This is a genomic window from Streptomyces sp. B21-083, from assembly GCF_036898825.1.
Classification (GTDB): Bacteria; Actinomycetota; Actinomycetes; order Streptomycetales; family Streptomycetaceae; genus Streptomyces.
This window is the reverse complement of sequence record NZ_JARUND010000001.1, coordinates 1,191,980-1,212,999: the sequence shown is the minus strand read 5'-3', so window position 1 is coordinate 1,212,999 and position 21,020 is coordinate 1,191,980. Positions and strand designations below refer to the sequence as shown.

Below are 21,020 nucleotides of genomic sequence, written 5' to 3'. Positions count from 1 at the left end.
GGTTCCGCTCCGTCGGGACCTGGTGAGGGAGCGAGCGTGCCCAGCGTTCGTCCGTCGATCAGCACGCGGGTCGGTCCGGAATTCGCGCCCGCCCGGTGGGTTACCTGGACGCCGGTGGCGACGCCGTCCCGATCTGTCAGACGGTGGGATTTCCTCCGGAGTGTCAGTGGTGGTCCGTACGCTCGGTGGCATGGAGGAGAACGAAGGGAAGCCACCGCAAGGGGAGGAAGCCGGCGCCGAGGCGTGGCAGCGGCTGAGTGCGTACTCCTACCTCAGTGCGCCCGAACGCCTGGACTACATCGCGGTGATGCGGGTGTTCTGCGGCACACTGCTCGCCGACCTGTCCGTACCCGACCTCCTCGCTAAGGTGGCCGAGAGGGGAGGCCCTGGGGCGGGGCTGGACGCGGAAACGCTCACACGCAGGCTCGAAGAGCTGGTGCGCTGGGGCAATCTGCTGCGCAGCACGCACACCGTCAAGGCGACGAGCATCGCCGAATACCAGCGCTCACGGTCCCGCTACCAGCTGTCGAAGCTGGGAGAACGCGTTCAGCGGGACGCGGACGAGGTACTGGCCGGGGCCGACGCGGCACGCGAGGTGAGCACCGAGCTGCTGGCCCTGGTCGACCGCGGCCTGCGGGAGATCGCCGCCGTGGCCGCAGCGCCGGGCGGCGCTGATCCGCAGCAGGCGCTGGAGCGGATCAGCACGCTCTTCGTGCAGTTCGCCGAATTCGCCGATTCCGTCCGCGACTTCTACGCCTATCTGGGCCAGGTGCTGGCGCGCTACGACCTCGACTCGGCCGAGTACCAGGGGTTCAAGGAACTACTGCTCGACTACGTGGAAGCCATCACTGAGGACGTCTCCTTCCGGGCTCCACGCATCGCGGCCCACCTGGACGCCGTGTGGCCGCACCTGCCCGCGCTGCTCGCCCGTATCGACGAGCATTCGGCAGGCATCGGGGCACTCGCCGACGGGCTACCGGAGACGCGGGTGCAGCGTAGCCGTGGACGGGACCTGGCGGACTGGGAGGGGCTGCGCGCGTGGTTCACCGCTTCGGGAGGGCGTATCAGCCAGGTGGAGCAGCTCCGGGACGCCACCCTGCGCGCCCTGCAGTCGCTTCTCGCCAATGCCAAGCGGATGCTGCGTTCGGCCTCGGGAGAAATGTCCCGTCGCAAGGACCTGTTGCGGCTCGCGGCCTGGTTCGACGCCGCTGAGCCGGAAGAGGCCCACGATCTGGCGGTCGCCGCCTTCGGGCTCTACGGCGCGCGCCACCTGGGGGTGGCACCGGACCCCGACCGGACCGTGCCGGCGTATGTGAGCTGGTGGACCGGACCCGTGGTGGACGTGCCGGTGGCGCTGCGCGAGCGCGGCAGCAGGGCTCCGCGCGGACGTGCCGCGGCGGCCGAGGACCACTCGGAGCAGAAGCGCCGCCTCACGGAGCAGGCGCGGCAACAGGCCGAGGCCCGGCAGGCGGCGGCCGACGAACTGCGCAGTGCCTCGGGGAGGTTCGAGCAGGTGCGTCTCGGCGCCCCGGCCATGCAACTGCTGCTGGAGCTCCTCACGACCGCTCTCGGCAACGCTCAATTCCACCAGGACGCCCGCGACTTCCTGCTCGACGGCGCGCAGGCGGATGACGCCGACCTCGGCATCCGGCTGACCGCCTGGCGCACACCCGGTAGGTCCACGGTGCTGCGGTCAGTGGACGGCGACCTGACAGCGGACGATCTCACTGTGTCAGTCGAGAGCATGTCCGCGCCGACGGCGGGGGAGGTGAGCGCCTGATGCCCCTTCCCTCCGCACACGATGTCGCCCTCGCGGCCGAGCGCCGTACCGCCGCCCGGCTCCTGCTGGCCCACCCTCTGGTCACCAGCACCGGACCGCAGAGCGATGCCTTCCCGCTGGTCCGGCGCCACGCCGACTGGCTGGCACCGCGCTTCCAGCAGGTCTTCGGATACCGCCTGCTGGTGGAGGCCTCGTACGCCCGGCTGTTCAAGGCGGGCCTCGGCCAGGGCTCGGGCCACCGCCTGGAACGACCGTCCACCGGAACGCCGTTCAGTCCACGGACGTACGCCTACCTGGCCCTCGCGCTGTCGGTCCTCGTCACCGCCCCGGAACAGCTCCTGCTCTCCCAGCTCGTCGCCGATCTGCGGGCCGCCGCCGTCGACGCCGGCATCGACATCGCCGACACCGGACGGCAGGCCGAGCGGCGAACCCTCGCGGCCGCGCTGCGGCAACTCGTCGACTGGGGCGTTCTGGTGGAGACCGAAGGCCATGTCGGGGCCGTCGCCGAGGAACGGGCGGGCGAGGCGCTGCTGACCGTGGAGCGTGAGATCGCGCGAGTCGTCGTCGCCGGACCGCTGGCCCAGAGCCGCGACGGCGCGGACCTCGTACGCCGGGCCGCCGACCCCGGTTTCGGCGGGCCCCGTACGTACGTGCGCAGGCGTCTCGTCGAGACGCCCGTCGTTCACCTCGACGACCTCACGGACGCCGAGCGCGAATGGCTGCGCACCCGGCAGCGGCGCGAGGCGCAGGCGTTCTCCGAACTGCTCGGCCTGGAGGCGGAGATCCGCGCCGAGGGTATCGCCCTGGTCGACCCGGACGACGAACTCACCGACCTGCACCTGCCGGGCACCGGGACGGTCGCTCAGGCCGCGCTGCTCCTGGTGGAGCGGCTGGTCGACCGGCTGCGTCCAGAAGACGCGGGCCATCCGGCGGTCGGCGGACGGCTCGTCATCGGCGTGCCCGTCCCAACCGGGCTGCTGCCCGGCCTGCTCGGCGAACTGATCGAGGAGTACGGCAGGCGCAGCAACTGGCAGCGCGGTCACCTGGACGACCGGGACGGATTCCTCGCGGCCGTACTCGACCTTCTTGTCCGGATGCGTCTGATGGCTCGCGCCGGGCCCGTGCGCGCGGACGGCCACGGCCTGCCCGAGGGATACGGGGAGACGGTGACCGACGGCCGCTCCGTCACCGATGTGTCGCAGGCACGCGGCCAGAGCCATGCGGACGGTGTACCGGGCCTTGCGGACGGCGGCTGGATATTGCTCGCCGCTGCCGCCCGGTACGCCACCACGGTGGAGGTCAAGCCACGAACCGACCAGTCCCCAGCGGACGACGTCGCCAAGGAGTCGCCCTGATGAACCGCCCACCGAACCCGTACCGCTACCGACTGCACCGTGCGGGCATCCGGAACGTCTGGCAGTACGACGAGCAGGAGTTCGCATTCGGCGACGGGCGCCTGCTGCTGCGCGGCAAGAACGGCGCCGGCAAGTCCAAGGCCCTGGAAATGCTGCTGCCCTATCTCCTCGACGGCGACGCCCGCGCACTGGACGCTACGGGAACCGGGCGCACCACCCTGGCTTGGCTGATGCTCGACGGCTTTGAACAGACCAACAGGCTGGGCTACCTGTGGCTGGAGTTCGCGCGGACGGACGAGGAGGGGAACGACCGCCATCTCACCATCGGCGCGGCCATCCGCGCGTCACAGTCGACGAAGACGGCGAAGCCGTTCTTCTTCACCACTCCGCTGCGGGTGGGCGAGGGGCTGGACCTCGCTCCGAACGGCCGGCCGCTCCCCGTCGACCAACTCAAGGCGCTCGTCGGCTCGGAGCACGTCACCGACCGCGCGGTCGAACACCGGGCCACGGTGGCCCTCGAGTTGTTCGGGCTCACCGACCCGGCGCGCTACCGCAACCTGCTCCACCTCCTGCACCGTCTGCGGCGTCCCACCATCGGCGACCGCATCGACTCCGGCGGACTGGTCTCGGTCCTCGCCGAGACCCTGCCCGCCCTCGACGACGAGGTCGTCGAGAAGGTGGCCCGAAGCCTGGACGACCTGGACTCCGTAAGGGCCTACCTCGGCCGCCTCGAACGCACCGACCAAGCACTGCGCACCTTCCTCACCGGCTACCGCGGCTATCTGCACGGGGCGCTGCGCCGCCGCACGGACCAGGCGAGCGGTGAGCTCGAGCAGCTGATGGAACACCGCAAGTCCGCAGGGGACGCTGCCCGAAGGGCGGAGGGGCTTCGCGAGCGCGAGCAGGAACTCGAGGCCCGCGTCGAGGTGCTTGAGGGCGAGGCGAATGCCGCCGAGACGGATCTGGCCGCGCTGCACGCCAGCGCCGGGTATCGCAGCCTGAAGGAGCTCGGCGAGAAACGCGCCACCGTCAACGCCCTGCACAGCGCGGCCGCCGCCGCCTTCAAGGCCGTCCGCCAGGCGCACAGCAACGAGGAGGAGGCCGGGCGGCGGCTGACCGCCGAGGCCGGGCGGCTCGGAGAAGAGCTGATCGAACTGCGCACCGGGCACGGCGAGTTGGTGCGGGAAGCCGAACGTTCCGGGATCGACCCGGTGCATCTGGGTGAGCCCGTGGCGACACCCGCCGCGCCGGCCGCGCCTCCAGCCACGGCTGAACTGACCGCGCCCGAAGGCGACTTCCACCTGGTACGGCACAGTGAGGTGCTGGCGGTCGACATTGAGACCTGCGTGACAGCGCTGCTCGCCTGGGACGCCCGGCTCGACGCCGCGCAGCCGGTGATCAGGAACCGCTCCCGCTTCGTCACCGAACTGGGAGTTCTCATCGAGCGGTCGAACGAGGCACAGAGGGAGGCGCAAGAGACCGACGCCGCCCGTGAGCGCCTGGAGGAACAGGCGGACCGCGCGCGCACGCGCGCCGAGGAGCGCCGACAGGAATCCGTGCGCGAGGGAGAGGCGTACGCCGACGCGGCCAGAGCCTGGAGCGAGCAGCTGCGGAGTGCCACCGGGCTGCCCCTGGACGCCGTGCTGGCCCTGGTTGAGCATGACCCGGCCGATGGCCCGCTGCCCGCGCAGGTTCCCGACGAGGTGGTTGAGGCGGCCCGGTCGGCCGTCGACCCGTGGCTGGCCGAACTGGGCGCGGAGCGCGACGACCTTTCGCTGACCGTCCGCGAACTGGAGCTCGAGCAGAGCCGGCTTCAGCGTCGGCGCGAGGACCGGGAAAGCCGCACCGACCCCGAACCTCCGCCCCCGCCCCACCGCACGGCTCCCCGCACATCCGGCACCGGAGCGCCGCTGTACCGGCTGGTGGACTTCGCCCATGACCTGGAGCCGGACGCGCGGGCGGGGCTGGAAGCCGCGCTGGAGGCGAGCGGCCTGCTCGATGCTTGGGTGCGGGCCGACGGCACGGTGCTCGACCCGGTCACGCAGGACACCATCCTGGTTCCAGGAGCACCTGTGGCCGGGGCGACGCTCGCCCAGGTGCTGCGGCCGGTCTCCGCGCCGGACAGCGGAGTGACGGCGGCGCAGGTCGAGCGCCTGCTGAGGACGGTGGCTCTGACCGAGCGCCGGGTCTTCAGCAGCGATGCCGACACGGTCGAGGCGGCAGAGGCGGGCCCGCACACCGCGATCGGTACCGACGGCTCCTGGAGGCTCGGCATCGCCCACGGCCGCCACGCCAAACAGGCCGCCGAGTACGTGGGTGCGGAGGTGCGCGCGGAGACGCGACGCCGGGAGCTGGCGGAACTCGACCGTCAACTGACCTCAGTACTAGGGGTGTTGACGGAACGCGGGCACAGCCTGCGTATCCTCACCGAGCAGCGCGACCAGGTCGCCGACACTCTGCGCCGACCGCCCCCTGCACGTGCGCTGACGGATGCGTGGGCCCGCACGGTCGAGGCCGCGCGCGCCGCCGAATCATTCGCCTCGCAGGTGTCCAAGGCCGCCCGCGAGGCGGAGCAGGCACGAGCCCGCGCTGTCGCCGCTCGGCGCGAGACCGAGGCGACGGCGAGTGCCCAGGATCTCCCAGCGGACCCGGCCGCACTGGAACGGGTCCGGCTGGCCCTCGACCGTCTTGTGCAGGGCACCCAACAACTGCGTCGGCGGGTGCGGGTGGTCCTGTCCGCCGCGGACGGCCACCGCGGCGGCCGCATCGACTACGAGCGGGCCGAAGCAGCCCGTCGGGAGGCCGAGTCGGACTACGCCGAGCCTCTCGGCCGGCTGGAGACTGCCCGCCGTACCGTCCGGGGCCTGGAAGAAGCCCTCGGTGTCTCGGAGCAGGAGATTCTGGCCCGCGAGTCGGAGGCCAAACGTCGCCTGGACGCCGTGGGACGCCAACTTCCCCGCACCCGAGGGGACATGACCGAGGTGCACGACCTGCGCGTACGGTCGGAGGAGGACGAGAGGGTGCGGCGCGAGACACTCGCCGCCCAGGAAACCGAGGTGCTGGACTGCGGCAGGAGGCTGCGTACGGCCCTTTCGCTGCCCGGTGTCATGCGGGGAGCGGGACTCGACACCGACGCGGAAGCGGAAGACCGGACCCTGAAGGCCCCGGACCCTGTCCACCACGCGGTGAGGGAGCGCATCGCAGCGCTGCGCCTGCTCGTCGATGCCGTACGGCGCGGCCTGGACGCCGAACGCCGCGATGTCTCGGACACCACGCTCCTCAACCGCCACACCGAACTGCGCGACCAGCTTTCCGGAGGCTACGACGCGACGATCGAGGAACATGACGGCATCAAACTGTGCCGACTGGTGGACGACCACGGTCCGCACGACATCGCCGCGGTCGGCGGGCGCATCGCCGCCGAGGCCGCCGAGGCACGCGACCGGCTGACGGAGCGCGAACGGGAGGTCTTCCAGCGCTTCCTGACAGGAGAGCTGGGAGACCACCTGTCCTCGCAGGTGCTGACCGCCGGCGCCCTGGTCGCCGCCCTCAACACCACCCTCGCCACGGTCCGTACGTCACACGGTCTGGGCGTCACCCTCGACTGGAAGCTGGCCGACGGCGTGGAAGCGGACGTCAAGGCGGCCGTCGACCTGCTGCGCAGCCCCTCCGGTCTGCGCACCCGTGAGCAGTCCGAGCAACTTCGCGACGTCCTCCAGCGCCGTATCGAGGACGCCCGCCGCGCCGATCCTGCCGCCGGCTACGCGGCCCACCTGCGCACCGCCCTGGACTACCGCGACTGGTTCACCTTCACCCCCTGGGTGGTGAACGACGCGGCACCGGGCAGCCGCCGTAAACTCTCCAGCCGCACGGGTATGAGCCAGGGCGAACAGCGGGTCCTCTCCTACCTCGTGCTCTTCGCGGCGGCGGCGGCCCACTTCACCGGCCTCGCCGACGCCGCCCCGCACGCGCCCCGTCTGATCCTCCTCGACGACGCGTTCGCCAAGGTGGACGAGCCCACGCACGCCCGCCTCGGCCGCATTCTGGTCGACCTGGACCTCGACTTCGTCCTCACCAGCGAGCGACTGATCGGCAACTGGCCCGACGTACCGTCCCTCCACATCTACGAGTGTCTGCGCGACCCGCACGTGCGGGGCGTGGCCACGCTCCACTACACGTGGAACGGGCGGCACCGGAGGCTGATGTCGGTATGACAGCACCCGAACGAGTCGAACATCCCCCTGACGCCGAAGCCCTGGCATTTCTCACCAGGCCGGGCCTCACCCGCCTCTGGACGGCGGCACGCACCCGTCTCGAACGCAACGGCCTCCAGCCGGCCGGCACCCTCAAGCTCGACCACCTGGACGCACAGGAGCGCGAGGCGCTGTCCCTCCTCCTGGCCAGACCGATCAGCGGTCGCACCGCCACCGTCCGCCTGCCGGACCTGGACAGCCGCCTGCGTGCCAGCGCGGTCGGACGCGGCCTGGCCTCGACGCTGGAAGAACTGGGCCCACCCCTGACCGACCGCCGGGCGGTCCGCGACGCCGCGGCGGCCGAACGGGCCCGTCTGTGGTCGACGGCTCAGGCCGAGGTCGAAGCCACGTCGCTGTCGGCCCAGCCCTGGACGGCACAGTGGCTGGAGGAGATACGACGCAGCGGCACGCTCCCGCGCCAGGAGCCGCACACCGCGACCACCGTCATCACCCAGGCCGTCCAGACCCTGGCGACGCTCTTTCCGGGCGCGGACGCACGGCCCACCCCCGCCTCCTGGGGTCGCGGCGAACTGGCCACCCGCACCACCGGCTCGGCCCATGGCCTGGACGACGGCACGCTGCTGTCCCGGTGGGTCCTGCGCGGCATCGCGCTGGCGCGCGACGTCGAGTTCCCCGGCGACGCCCCGGCGCGTCGCGCTCTGTGGCGCATGGCCTCGGTGACCCCGGACGAGGTCTCCAGCACCGTGCTCGCGTACGGCCTGCGCCCTATCGGCGGTACCTGGCGGGAGGCAGCCCTGCGGGAGCGCGCCGACCATCACATGGAAACGCATGTGACCCTGCGTGAACTCCGCGCTCTGCGCCTGGAGATGCCGCAGCGCACTCGTGTCCACGTCTGCGAAAACCCACGCGTGGTGGAGGCCGCGGCCGACACCGGCCGTACGGCGCCCTTGATCTGCACCTCAGGGAGCGCGGCAACGGTCGTCCTCACCCTCCTCGACGCGCTGGCGGCGACCGGCTGCACCTTCGCGTACCACGGTGACTTCGACTGGCCCGGCATCGCGCTGGCGAACCGGATCATGCAGCGGTACGAAGCCGAACCCTGGCGTATGCGAGCGGCCGACTACGAGTACCTCGCCATACGCACGCGAACGCAGGTCACACCGCAGATCGCCCTCACAGGAACGCCGACCGAGGCCATGTGGGACGCGGAACTGGCCCCCGCGATGGACGCCCTGGGAGTCGCCCTGCACGAGGAGGCGGCGCTCGATCTGCTGCTGGAGGACCTCGGGTGAAGCCTCTCGGAGCCGTTGTCCGGTGGGTCGACCCCGGTGCTGCGGGCCGCCGGCCAGGCCTGAGGAGGGTCAGGTGGTGAGCCTGCCTGCCGCGAGTCGATCACTCAGGTCGCTCACCAATCCGTTGCCTGTACCGCCGGCCGCGGTGAGCAACTCGTGGAAGGCCCGGAGACCACGGAAGGTCTCGGCGTACACCGTCTGCTTCTCCAGGGAGAGCTGGAGCACCTGGAGACGCCGGATGTCGACTCTGGACGAACTGGAGGCGTGAGTGCCTGCCTGGCGCCCGTTGGCCGGCGCGCTCAGGCAGCCGGCGAGGAAGTGGGAGTCGAGCTTCTCCGCGTCCACCCGCAGGACGTGGAGCTGAGGTCCCAGGGCCATCGGCGGTCCTTCGTGGACCCACGCCTTGAAAGCTCGAGCCACTCCGGCGACCACGACGTCGCCCTCCTCGGCGACTACCGGGGCTGAGCCGGTGGGGACCATCCCGCTGGGCGTGCCGTCGTGGAGAAGGTCGGCGATGCTGAGAAACGGAACGGTGCCCCCGGGAGCCGTCGCGGCCGAGTCCGGCGGCTGCTGGCCGGCGCGCAGTGTCAGTGCCCCGGCTTTGGCGAGGTCGCCCACCGTCGTGGTGGTCTGTGGAGTACCGGCCCCGAAGTCGAGTGCGGACAGACGCTGCGCATGATCGGCCAGATCGGTCATCAAGGACCCGAACTCGGCCCACTTGTCAGCGAGTTCCTTACGGGACGGCTCGGCCGTCGCCCCGGTGTAGCGTCCCGGAGTGACGTCCACCTCGTCGTCGAGAAGGTCGAGCAGGGGGACATGTACGGCGCCCTTCGGCGGCTCCTGATCCACTTGGTCGAGGGTCGCCATCGCGGTGAGTACGAACGAACCGAGGCCGTCCCAGTCGGGGCTCGGCTCGCGCGTTCCGGGCCTCGCGAAACGTGTGGCGTCCACCAGGAGGGCGTGCTGGCTGGGGGGAGCGGCGGCAGGGCCGTCCTGTGCCGCGCGGAGGATCCACAACTGCAGTGACACGCTGTGCGGTTGTGCGCTCCCGGGGGGCAGGGACACGACCGCGCGGAGCGCTCCGGTGCGCAGCAGCGAGCCGCGGATGCGGCGGCCCGCCTTGCGTGACGCGACGGCCGGCGGAAGAACGACCACGGCGGCCCCGCCCGGCTTGAGGTGGGAGAACAGGTGCTGTACCCAGGCCAGTTCGGGCTCGGTGCGAGGGGGCAGACCGTGCGTCCAGCGCTGGTCGGTGGCGAGCTCCTCGTAGCCCCAGTCTCGTTCGTTGAAGGGGGGGTTGCACAGCGCGATATCGGCTTTCGCACCGGCGAAGGGGTCGTCCCGCAGTGCGTCGGCGGTGGCGACCCGGGTCCGGATGTCGCGGTCATCCGCGAGGAAGTCGAGGCGGCCGGCCGTCAACGCGGCCAGCGCCGGGTCCCTTTCGCACGCGAGTACCTCCAGCCCAGGGACGCCGTACTCCTGCACCGCGGCGGCGGCCAGATGTCCGGTACCGCACGCCGGGTCGAGGAGGGTCAGTACCTCCTGCACCGGGCCGAGGCGGACGGCCAGGGCGATGCGGGCCATCAGGGCGGCGAGTTGCGGCGGCGTGGTACTGAGCTGTCGGACATGCGTTTCCAGCCATCGTTGCAGCAGAAACTCGAAGGTCTCGCGCGGTCCCTCCTCCCGTCCCACCTTCGCCGCTTCGCCCACTAGTTCATGGGCTTGCGCGGAGAGTTCGGGATGTGCGATCCGTGCCTTGGAGGAACGCATCCGGCGAGCCGCTTCGGCGATGGCCAGCCCCGACTCGTTCCGACTGCCCAGCGCCTCGAAGCGCGGCCAGAGGAGTTCCCGGCCGCCGATGTCCATGAGCTTGCCGCTGTCCCGCAGCCATCGCTCCACGTCTGCCAGCGAGAACTGCGGACTGACGTCGGTGCCCCCGATCCGGGTGGGGAAGGAGTCGTGGCGCCGGCGCCAGTTGCTTACGGCGGCCCGCCCGACGCCGGCGATCCGGGCGATCTCGGCCAGGCTGACGGGGACGGCGTCATGAACACTCATGGTTCGGTCTCCGAGGTACTTGGTGGCTGGGCTGGTCGGCGTTCCCCCTGCGGCCGCCGTTGATGCGGGGAGGGCTACTGTCCCCATTGACTTTGTTCACAGCGTATACGCTCCACCTTGTTGTGCGGGGAAATACGGAGGTCGGCAGACATGTGGAGTCTCGCGCCGGGACTGGTGCTCCATGACCGCTATCGGCTGGAGTCCGTGCTGGGCCGCGGAGTGATGGGGCACGTGTGGCAGGGACGTGACCTGCCCCTTGACCGGCCTGTCGCCGTGAAGACCGTCGCTACGGAACTGCTGGCCGTGGCAAGCAGCCGCGACTCCGCGCTCACCCGGTTCGGCAGGGAGGCGCGGGCGGCGGCACGCCTCGACCACGCGAACGTCGCCACGGTCTTCGACGCGTCGATCACGGACGACACGTGCTGGCTGGTGATGGAACTGATCGACGGCACCACCCTCGAGCACCTCTTCGACCAGCAGGAGGACGGCCGGTTCGACGTCCCCACCGCGGCAGCCGTCGCCGCCCAGCTGTGCGCGGGGTTGTCCGCGGTCCACGCGGCCGACCTGGTGCATCGCGACCTCAAGACGCAGAACGTCATGGTCCGCCGTGACGGTGTCGTGAAACTCCTCGACTTCGGCCTGGTCAAGCTGCTCAGCGACACCGACCCGCGGCTGACGACGACCGGCGAGGGCATCGGCAACCTCATCTGCGCCTCTCCCGAGCTGCTGGCCGGCCGGAACCGACTCGACGGCCGCAGCGACCTGTACGCGGTGGGCTGCCTGCTGCACCACATGCTCACCGGGGAGCCGCCCTTCCCCACGGATCAGCCGGCGCTCCTGGCCTCCCACCATCTCGCCTCGCCCCCGCCTGTCCTGGCCGACGCGGGGGTGCGCGTACCCGGCGATCTCCAGGACCTGATCACAGCCCTGCTGGCCAAGCGGCCCGAGGACCGTCCCGCGTCGGCGGCCGAGGTCTACGCCGGCCTGGCACCCCATCTGCCGGAGCCGGACCCCGGGCTGGCCGTCAGGCGGACTCCGCCCGAGGACCCACGCCGCCCCTTCCTGGTCCCACAGGGGCCGATGCCGGTGTGAACGACGGCGCCACCGCGTTCCGTAGCGGGGCTCCGGTCTTTGTAGCCAGCACTTTCCCGGTCACGTGCGGCACAGGAGTCCCGCGACCGGTGACAGAATGACCCGGTCGGCCGGGGTGCCGTGACGCTCCCGGGCGCGGGAGGCGGCGGGCGCGGCAGGCGCCGGAACTGGGGGCGGAGCGCGATGCGGCGGAGCCTTGGACGGTACGAGCTGACGCACGAGCTGGGCCGGGGCGGGATGGGTGTCGTCTGGGCGGCCCACGACGGCGACCATGACCGCGAGGTCGCCGTCAAGCTCCTCGCGGCCCGCGGCCGGGATGCCGAACCGAGCACGCTGGAGCGCCGGTTCCTGCGCGAGATCCGCCTGACCAGCCGCCTGCGCCACCCGGGAGTCCCCGCCGTGCACGACCACGGCAACCACGAGGGCGAGCTGTATCTGGTCATGGATCTCGTCCCGGGCCGTGCCCTGGACGCCGTCCTCAAGAACGACGGCCCCCTGGGTGTCGAGCAGGCGGCGGACGTGGCCCGCCGCACGGCCGAGGTGCTGTCCTACGCCCATGGTCAGGGAGTCGTGCACCGCGACCTGAAGCCGTCGAACCTGATGCTGACTCCCGACGGGGATATCAAGGTCCTGGACTTCGGGGTCGCCGCGGCTCTGGAGCCCGAGCCCGGCGAGACCCGTTTCACCGCTTCCAACGCCACTCCCGGCACGGTCGTCTACATGGCGCCCGAGCAGGCTGTCGGCCGGACAGTCCCCGCGAGCGACCTGTACTCGCTGGGCTGCGTGCTGTACGAACTGCTCACGGGGGCGCCCCCTTTCACGGACCCCAGCCCGTTCATGCTGTACCACCGCCACGCCAACGACCCTGTCCCGCCGCTCGCCGACCGCCGCCCCGGTGTACCGGACGGCCTGCGGGCGCTGGTCGAGCGGCTGCTGGAGAAGAAGCCCGAGGACCGGCCCGCCTCCGCCGAGGAGGTGGCCGCCCTGCTCACCGCCTGGGCGCCCCGGCCGGCTCCCGCCGCCGGGACCACGCCCGCGCACCCGCGGCTGGCCGAGCTGGCCGCCCTGCGCCGGGCCGGACGGCCCGCCCGCGCCCTGCAGGAGTACCGCGAGCTGATGGCCGACCCCGGCCTCGACCGCGCGGGCACGCTCGCCGCCCGGGCCGGAGCCGCCCTGTGCGCGGGGACGCTCGGCCGCACCCGCGAGGCCCTGGACGAGCTGAAGTCCGTCCTCGCCGAACAGCGCAGCCTGCTCGGGCCGGGCCACCCCGCCGTGCTGGACACCCGCTACGAGATCGCCGTCCTGCTGATCCGCACCGGGGAACGGCACGCCGCCGAGGAGTTGCTGCGCCGGCTGGCCGACGAGGAGGAGACGGTCCTGCCCGAGTCCGACGCCGGGCACGGGCGCAGCCGGAAGCTGCTGGAACGGCTGCGCCGCATGGGCTGACGGCCGGCGGCAATCCGGACGGTCGATTGGGTTGTTTGTAATCTCTGTTCACAGTTGATGGCTCGTGTTAGCCTGCCGTCACGTCGTTCCGGAGGGGAGACAGGACACGGGACACTGTCTACGGACGACGGCAGGTGAACACCGAGGGGAACAGCGCCCATGACGCCAGCAGCTCAGCGCGAGACCGAGCGGACGGGGGCGCAGCCGCTCCCCGAAGAGGGGAACCTGGTCGAGGTGCGCGGCCAGTCCTGGGTGGTAGCCCGCGTCGAGCCGTCCCCGGCCGCCCCCGACGGCGAGGAGAACCACCGCCCCGCGACCCTGGTCCACCTCCAGTCCGTCGCCGACGGCCGCTTCGGCGACACCCTCTCCGTGATCTGGGAGGTCGAGCCCGGCCGCCGCGTCCTGCCCGCCGGCTCTCTCCCGGACGCCTCCACGGGCTCCTACGACTCCCCGAACCGCCTCGCCGCGTTCCTCGACGCCGTCCGCTGGTCCGCCGTCGCCTCCGCCGACGGCAAGACCCTCCAGGCCCCGTTCCGCTCCGGCGTCGCCGTCGAGCCGTATCAGTTGGAGCCGGTCTCCCGTGCCGTCGGCGCGCCCCGCGTCAACCTTCTCCTCGCCGACGACGTCGGCCTCGGCAAGACCATCGAGGCCGGCCTCGTCGTGCAGGAACTCATGCTGCGCGGCCGGGCCCGCCGCACCATGGTCGTCTGCCCGGCCGGCCTCACCCTCAAGTGGCGCGACGAGATGGCCGAGAAGTTCGGCCTGGAGTTCACCATCGTCGACTCCGAGCACTGCGCCCGCCTGCGCCGCACCCACGGCACAGCGGCGAACCCCTTCCGCGTGCACCCGCTCACCATCGTCTCCCTGCCCTGGCTGCGCGGCCAGAAGGCCCAGCGCCTCCTCGACGAGGTCATCGGCGCCCCCGAGGAGAGCACCGACGGCGAGCACAAGCGCTTCTTCGACCTGCTCGTCCTCGACGAGGCGCACCACGTCGCGCCCGCCGCGCCCAAGCAGGTGTACGCCGTCGACTCCCAGCAGACGAAGCTGATCCGGCGCCTCGTCCCGCACTTCGAGCACCGCCTCTTCCTCTCCGCCACCCCGCACAACGGCTACCCCGAGTCGTACACGGCCCTCCTCGAACTCATCGACGACCAGCGATTCGCACGCGGCGTCGACCCGGACAGGGAAGCGCTGAGGGACACCGTCGTACGACGCCTGAAGTCGACCGTCACCAACGCGGACGGCACGCCCCGCTTCCGTACCCGGAAGACGTCCGAACTCTCCGTCGACTACACCCCGCAGGAACGCGAGATCCATCAACTGCTCGGCTCCTTCGCCGAGTTGCGGCGCAGGAAGCTGACCCCGAAGGCCCGGGGCGGACGCCGCGCCGCCGACCTGGTGACCCTGCTGCTGAAGAAGCGGCTGTTCTCCTCCCCGGCGGCCTTCCTCCACACCGTCCAGGTGTACCTCTCCCATCTGGAGGACACCGGCCCCGTGCGCGGACGTACGGCCGCCGCCGAAGTCCCCGAGTGGCTGGAGGAGTTCGCCGATCTCGTCGCCGACCTCGACGACGCGGGCCTGGTCGACGCCGAGGACGACGCGCTGACCCGCTCCACCTCGCTCACCCCGGCCGAGGACGGCCAGGAACTCGACCTGCTCCAGGAGATGGAGCGCTGGGCCCTCACCCACGAGGCGGCACCCGACTCCAAGGCGGACGCGTTGATCGCCGAGTTGAAGGCCGTCTGCCGCCCTGACGGAAAGAAGTGGACCAACGAAAGGGTCGTCGTCTTCACCGAGTACCGCGACACCCAGAAGTGGCTCCACGACCTCCTCCAGCAGGAGGAACTCACCGACGGGGGCCGCGTCGAGCGGCTGCACGGCGGAGTGCCGACCGATGAGCGCGAGCGCATCCGCCTCGGCTTCCAGGCCGAGCCGTCCCGCGCGGAGGGCAAGGTCCGCATCCTGCTGGCCACCGATGCCGCCGGCGAGGGCATTGACCTCCAGAACCACTGCTACCGCCTGATCAACTACGACATCCCCTTCAACCCCAACAAGCTCGAACAGCGCATCGGCCGCATCGACCGCTGGGGCCAGAAGCACGACCCGGAGATCACCCACTTCATCGGCTCCGGCTGGCAACAGGCCCAGGCAGGCTCCTACGAGGCCGACCTGGAGTTCCTGTCCCGGGTCGCCAAGAAGGTCGCGCGCATGGAGCACGACCTCGGCTCCGTCAACGCCGTCCTCGCCGACGCCGTACAGCGCCGCATGACCGGCGACACCGCACCGGTCGACATCGAGAACGCGAAGCCCAGGCCGATCAAGGGCCGCCGCACGGGCGGCGAGGTCGCCCCCGAGCAGAACGTCACCGCGCAGACGAAGCGGCTCGCCGACCAGTACGACGAGACGGTCAGCGCACTCGGCCTCACGCCGGGCAACGTCAAGCGCGTCGTGGACACCGCCCTGGCCCTGGACAACCAGCCGCCCCTGCTGACGTCCACACTCCGCGCGGAGGACTTCGAGCCGGGCGACCTCTTCGAAGTCCAGCCCCTGTCCGGCAGTTGGGAGCGGGCCACGCGCGGCCTCGCCCACAAGCTCCGCGAGGGCGAGCAGCGCCCGCTCACCTTCTCCCCGGCGGTGGCCGCCCAGGGCAGGGACGACGTGGTCCTCGCCCACCTCAAGCACCCGCTCGTCGCCCTTTCCACACGCCTCCTGACCGCCGCCGTCTGGAACGCGGACTCGGTCGGCCTCCACCGCGTCACCGCCGTCGTCTCCGACGACCCGGCCGTCACCACGACCCTCGTCTCCGCGTACGCCCGGTACGTCCTCGTCGGCACCGACGGCACCCGACTGCACGAGGAAGTCCTTTACGCAGGCGGCTGGTTCGGCGACACCGGCCGCTTCCGCCGCTGGGAGTCGGTGGGTGAACAGGGCAGGGTCCTCTCCCAGGCACTCTCCGAGGGCGTCGAGGCGGCCCCGCACCTGCGCAGGGAACTCACCGAGGCCTGGCCTAGGCTCCGCGACCCTCTCTACCGCTCCCTGGAGGCCCGCGCCGGCGAACTCGGCCGCCAGTTGGAGAGCAGGCTCGCCGACCGCCGAGGCGAGGAGGAACGCCGTATCACCGGGACCCTCGACCGCTTCGAGGCCACCCTGCGCGCCAAGCTCAAGGAGGAGGGCGAGGGAGAGGGCGAACAGCTCGCCCTCCTCTCCACCCACGAGCTGACCGGCCACGAGCGCCGTCAGTTCGAGGACGACCGCAAGCGCTGGGACGACCGCTTGAAGGGCCTCCCCGCCGAACGCGAACGCGAACTCGCCGCCATCGCCGCCCGCTACCGCGAGCCCCGCTCCCACCTCTTCCCCGCCGCCGTCGTCTTCGTGATCCCCGCAAAGGAAGCCCGCCGATGAGCCCCCGCCGCCCCATGAGCGCCGGAGTAGCCGCCGCCAAGGCCCAGGCCGCCGACGGCCGCCGGCAGCACCAGGAGTGGCTCGACCTCACCGAGGTCTCCGGCCCCTTCCTGACCATGCCCGTCCTGCTGCGCGCCTGGCCCCAGCTGGACACCCTGGAGAAGGACGAACGCGCCCGTGTCCGCGCCCGCCACGCCGACTGGCAGACGGACACGAAGGCGGGCCGCGACGAGTGGGTGGCCTACGTACTCGGCCGACTCCTCGGCTGGGACGACGCGTTGGCCTTCCGTCAGGGCGACTCCGAGCACCACGGCCTCGACCGCCTCACCCTGCGCGTCGCGGAGCACAACACCGAAGTACGCCCCGACTTCGCGCTGGTCGAACCCGGAACGGACCTCGCTGTCGAACCGGACGTGGAGTCCGCCGCCAAACGCGTACGCCTGCTCGGCCTGACCGTCCCGTCCGGTACGGCGCCCACGGCCCGCGTCGGCGGTGGCGGCGACTGGTCCGCGGCCCCCGCCGACCGCCTCGCCCGCCTCCTGCGCCACCACGGCGTACCGCTCGGCCTGGTCACCGACGGCCGCTGGTGGTGCCTGGTCTGGGCCCCGCTCGGCGGCGTCACGACCACGGCCGTCTTCGACTCCATCGGCTGGAACGAGCGGGCCGAACGCAACGTCGTCCGCGCCTTCGTGTCCCTGCTGCGCCGCCGCCGCTTCTTCGAGTACGACGAAGCCGAGACCCTCGTCGGCCTGCTGAGGGCGAGCCTCGCGGCCGGCGAGGACGTCACCGAGGCGCTGGGCGTCCAGGTCCGCCAGGCCGTCGAACTCCTCGTCGACGCCATAGGGCGCGCGGATGTACGGGCGGTCGAGCACGGGGCGCCGGGCCTCCACGCGTCCGGCGTCGGCGCGGGCGAGGTCTACCGCGGTGCGGTGGCCGTCATGATGCGGGTCGTCTTCCTCCTGTTCGCGGAGGAACGGGGCCTGCTCCCGGCGGACAACGAGGTGTACGCCCGCTCCTACTCCGCCCGCTTCCTGCGCGACGAGCTGAAGGCGCGGGCGGACGAGGAGGGCGAGACGTCGCTGGAGCACACGACATCCGCGTGGCACCGCCTCATCGCCCTCTTCCACGCCGTGCACGGGGGAGTGGACCACCCCGGCTCCGGCTTCCACCTCCCGGCGTACGACGGCTCGATCTTCGACCCCGAAAAATACCCCTGGCTGGAGCGCACCACCCCGCTCCTCCCCATCGACGACCGCACGGTCCTGCACATGCTCCAGGCGGTCCAGGAGGTCCGCGTCGGCCGGGGCAAGGACCGCGAGGTCCGCACGCTCAGCTTCCGCGCCCTGGACGTCGAGCAGATCGGCTACGTCTACGAGGGCCTCCTGTCGTTCGACGGACGCAGGGCAACTGAGCACATGGTGGGCCTGATCGGCCCCGAGGGCCTGGAACACGAGGTCGGTCTGCGGGAGTTGGAGACGCTGGCGGCGAAGGCCGGCGGCTCCGTGAAGACACTCGCGACGTCCGTCCACGAGAAGTGGAAGGACCCCAAGCCCCCGGCGACGGCGGGCCAGTTGGAGAAGAAACTCGCGCCGCTCGGCACGGAGGCGTCGGCGGAGGCCCGTCGCCGCCTGAACGCGGTGACGAAGGACCCGTCCCTGACGGAACGGCTCCTGCCCTTCGTCGGCATCCTCCGGGACGACCTGCGGGGCCTGCCGACGGTCATCCCGAACGGCGCGCTGTACGTCACGGAGTCGTCCCTCCGCAAGAACACGGGCACGCACTACACGCCCCGTTTCCTGGCGGAGGAGGTCGTACTGCACGCGCTGGAGCCTCTGGTGTACGAGCCGGGCCCACTCCAGACGGCGGACACGGGGGAGTGGCGCCTGAAGGACAAGGACCAGATTCTGGCCCTGAAGGTCGCGGATATCGCGATGGGCTCGGCGGCGTTCCTGGTGGCGGCCTGCCGCTACCTGGGCGACCGCCTGATCGAGGCCTGGGAGTCCGAGGGCCGCGCGGACGCGATGGCATACCGGGCGGGCCGAGCCGTGGACGCGGTGACGGCGGCGGACGCGGAGCAGGACCCGGTGGTGGTCGAGGCCCGCCGCCAGATCATCGAACACTGCCTGTACGGGGTCGATATCAACCCCATGGCGGTTGAGATGGCCAAGCTGTCGCTGTGGCTGGTGTCGATGGACCCGGGCCGCCCGTTCACGTTCCTGGACGACCGGTTGGTGGCGGGGGACTCGCTGCTGGGCGTGCACAACATGGAGCAGATCCAGTCGGTGCACATGAAGCCGAGCGGGCAGACCGACGTCCTGGCCGAGCAGGCGCGGGAGTTGGTGGACCAGTTGACGCGCGAGCGGTTGGCGATCACGGCCATCAAGGGCGTGGACCTGCCCGCGCTCCAGGACAAGCGGCAGCGCCTGGAGGAGGTCAACCGGCACTCGCGGCGGCTGCGGTTGGTGGGCGACCTGATCGCGGGGGCGGCGATCGCCACGTGCGCTTCGGGGCGGGTGCCTTGGTATGAGGAGGAGGGTGGGGAGCGGGTCCGGGATCTGTTCCCGCGCGCTGCGTGGATCGTGCAGCAGATCATGGAGGACGGGGTCGAGGACGACTCCGAGGTGGTGCGGGCGGCTCGGGCTACGGCGGAGGAGTGGTTGGGGGCGGAGCTGCCGGAGGGGGCGTTGGAACGGCGGCCTGTGCATTGGCCTTTGGTGTTTCCGGAGGTGTTCACTCAGCGTGGCGGTTTCGATGCGGTGGTAGGTAACCCTCCTTTTTTGGGTGGTAAGAAGCTCACGGGTGCGCTCGGAGAAGCTTATCGAGAATACATGGTAGATTTCTTGGCTTCGAAGCGTGGTAGCGCCGATTTGGTTGCGTATTTTGAGTTGCGAGCGCATGAGCTATTGAACCCCGCAGGGCAAACTGGGCTGATTGCTACAAATACGTTGGCTCAAGGTGAAACTCGCGAGATTGGTCTTGATCAACTGGCGGCCAGTGGCATTGAGATCCGTCGAGGCGTAAAGAGTGCTCCGTGGCCCGCAAAGTCGGCTACGCTTGAATACTGTGCCGTTTGGACCAGTAAGGTGAATATTGCGCAATATGCCAACCGGATCCTAGGGTGCAATATTTTGCCCGGGGGTATTTCGACGTCGCTAAACCCGGCTACCCGTCAAGCGTCATGGGTGGAGCCATTGGTGGTAAATGCCGCACTGGCTTACCAAGGTGCAATTGTTCTGGTTATTGACGGTTTCAGTGTGCCGAAGGATCTAGCCCAGGAGTGGATTTCCGAGGAATCACGCTATGCGGATGTGCTGGCACCGCTCGTGAATGGGCAGAATCTGAACAGTAGTCCGACGTTTGATGCGGAGCGTTGGGTAATCAATTTTTATGATTGGTCCGAGGGGGAGGCGCGTTCTTACCCTAAACCTTTCTCTAGGCTTCTCAGGGAGGTGAAGCCTGAGTGTGAAAAGAAGGATCTGAAATCCTATTCAGGACTAATGGAACGCTGGTGGCAGTACTGGCGCCCTCGAGGGGATTTGAACCGGGCGCTTTCGGCGTTGCAGCAGTGCATCGTTATGACTCGGCATACGCATACCGTTATGCCTGCCTTGGTTCCCACCGGCCCGATCTTTACGGAAGCCACGGTCGTCTTCGCTTCGTCCGATTCTGGTTTGCTGGCCATGCTTAGCGGTGCTATGCACTACTGGTGGGCCCTTGACTATGGGTCGACTATCAAGGGAGATCTCCGGTACACCCCGACTGACGTCTTCGAGACTTTCGTGCGCCCCCCGATCACTGAACGCCTTCGCGAAGCTGGTTTCCAGCTCAACGCGTACCGTCGGGAAATGATGCTCGCCCGCGACATGGGCCTCACCGCCACCTACAACCTGGTTCACGACCCCGACTGCCAGGATGAAGACATCGTCGAACTCCGCCGTATCCACGTAGAGATCGACAGGGCCACCACCGAGGCGTATGGCTGGCACGACCTTCTGGACGGCTCCGGGCAGACCCCGCCCGCTGACCCGGACCACGAGACCTTCCCTCTCGACCACGGCTTCCACGAGACCGACCAGGGCACCCGCTACACCATCGGCCTGCTCGCTCGAACCGAGATCATCGACCGCCTGCGCCAACTAAACCACCAGGCATACGCCGACGAAGTTCACCTTGGCCTGCACAAGGGCATGACAGAGAAGAAGGCGCAGGAGAAGCACCCCGACCTGCCCCCGCCGTCCCCCGAAGCCGTCCGGAAGCGCAAGGAGCAGCTGGCCGCGCGAGGTGGGTCGGATTTCGGTGAGGGCGCTGAGGGCGCCCTGTTCTGAGCTGACCGCAAGACAACGGGCTCGTTCACGCCACCCCAAGTGACGTGAACGAGCCCGTT

The 21,020-nt window shown here is 70.5% G+C and carries 9 protein-coding genes; 8 read left to right on the top strand and 1 reads right to left on the bottom strand.

Annotated features, from left to right (window positions below):
* Nucleotides 1-190 precede the first annotated feature (190 nt).
* Genes QA861_RS05370 through QA861_RS05355 form a run of 4 tightly spaced genes read left to right on the top strand, consistent with a single transcriptional unit; the run spans nt 191 to nt 8,641 of the window.
* Complete coding sequence (locus QA861_RS05370) at nt 191-1,780, top strand: TIGR02677 family protein (RefSeq protein ID WP_334587056.1); 1,590 nt, start codon at nt 191-193, stop codon at nt 1,778-1,780.
* Entirely contained in the window at nt 1,780-3,135 is a 1,356-nt protein-coding gene (locus QA861_RS05365) for a TIGR02678 family protein (protein WP_334587055.1), read from the top strand. The genes QA861_RS05370 and QA861_RS05365 overlap by 1 nt, the downstream gene beginning before the upstream one ends.
* Nucleotides 3,135-7,349, top strand: a complete 4,215-nt coding sequence (locus tag QA861_RS05360) for a TIGR02680 family protein (RefSeq protein ID WP_334587054.1) — start codon at nt 3,135-3,137, stop codon at nt 7,347-7,349. Before QA861_RS05365 ends, QA861_RS05360 begins: the two co-directional genes overlap by 1 nt.
* The gene (locus tag QA861_RS05355) at nt 7,346-8,641 is read left to right on the top strand and encodes a TIGR02679 family protein (RefSeq protein WP_334587053.1); all 1,296 of its coding nucleotides are present in this window, start codon (nt 7,346-7,348) and stop codon (nt 8,639-8,641) included. The genes QA861_RS05360 and QA861_RS05355 overlap by 4 nt, the downstream gene beginning before the upstream one ends.
* A gap of 69 nt (nt 8,642-8,710) precedes the next feature.
* On the opposite strand, the gene QA861_RS05350 is transcribed toward QA861_RS05355, so the two are convergent.
* Nucleotides 8,711-10,696 carry an N-6 DNA methylase gene (locus QA861_RS05350; RefSeq protein WP_334587052.1) on the bottom strand — a complete coding sequence of 662 codons (1,986 nt, stop codon included), beginning with the start codon at nt 10,694-10,696 and terminating at the stop codon, nt 8,711-8,713.
* 150 nt (nt 10,697-10,846) lie between these two features.
* Here QA861_RS05350 and QA861_RS05345 point away from each other — a divergent pair, with 150 nt between their 5' ends.
* The 4 genes from QA861_RS05345 to QA861_RS05330 all read left to right on the top strand — a co-directional run bounded on the left by QA861_RS05345 (nt 10,847) and on the right by QA861_RS05330 (nt 20,961).
* A complete protein-coding gene (locus QA861_RS05345; protein WP_334587051.1) occupies nt 10,847-11,788 on the top strand; it encodes a serine/threonine-protein kinase in 942 nt (313 codons plus the stop codon).
* Nucleotides 11,789-11,971: 183 nt separating this feature from the next.
* Entirely contained in the window at nt 11,972-13,234 is a 1,263-nt protein-coding gene (locus tag QA861_RS05340) for a serine/threonine-protein kinase (RefSeq protein WP_334587050.1), read from the top strand.
* A 159-nt stretch (nt 13,235-13,393) separates the two neighbouring features.
* Nucleotides 13,394-16,636 (top strand): DISARM system SNF2-like helicase DrmD, encoded by a 3,243-nt coding sequence (drmD, locus tag QA861_RS05335; RefSeq protein WP_334587049.1) that lies wholly within the window; start codon nt 13,394-13,396, stop codon nt 16,634-16,636.
* Nucleotides 16,633-20,961: an Eco57I restriction-modification methylase domain-containing protein gene (locus QA861_RS05330; RefSeq protein WP_334587048.1), complete on the top strand. Its 4,329-nt coding sequence runs from the start codon at nt 16,633-16,635 to the stop codon at nt 20,959-20,961. Before drmD ends, QA861_RS05330 begins: the two co-directional genes overlap by 4 nt.
* The last annotated feature ends 59 nt before the right edge of the window (nt 20,962-21,020 follow it).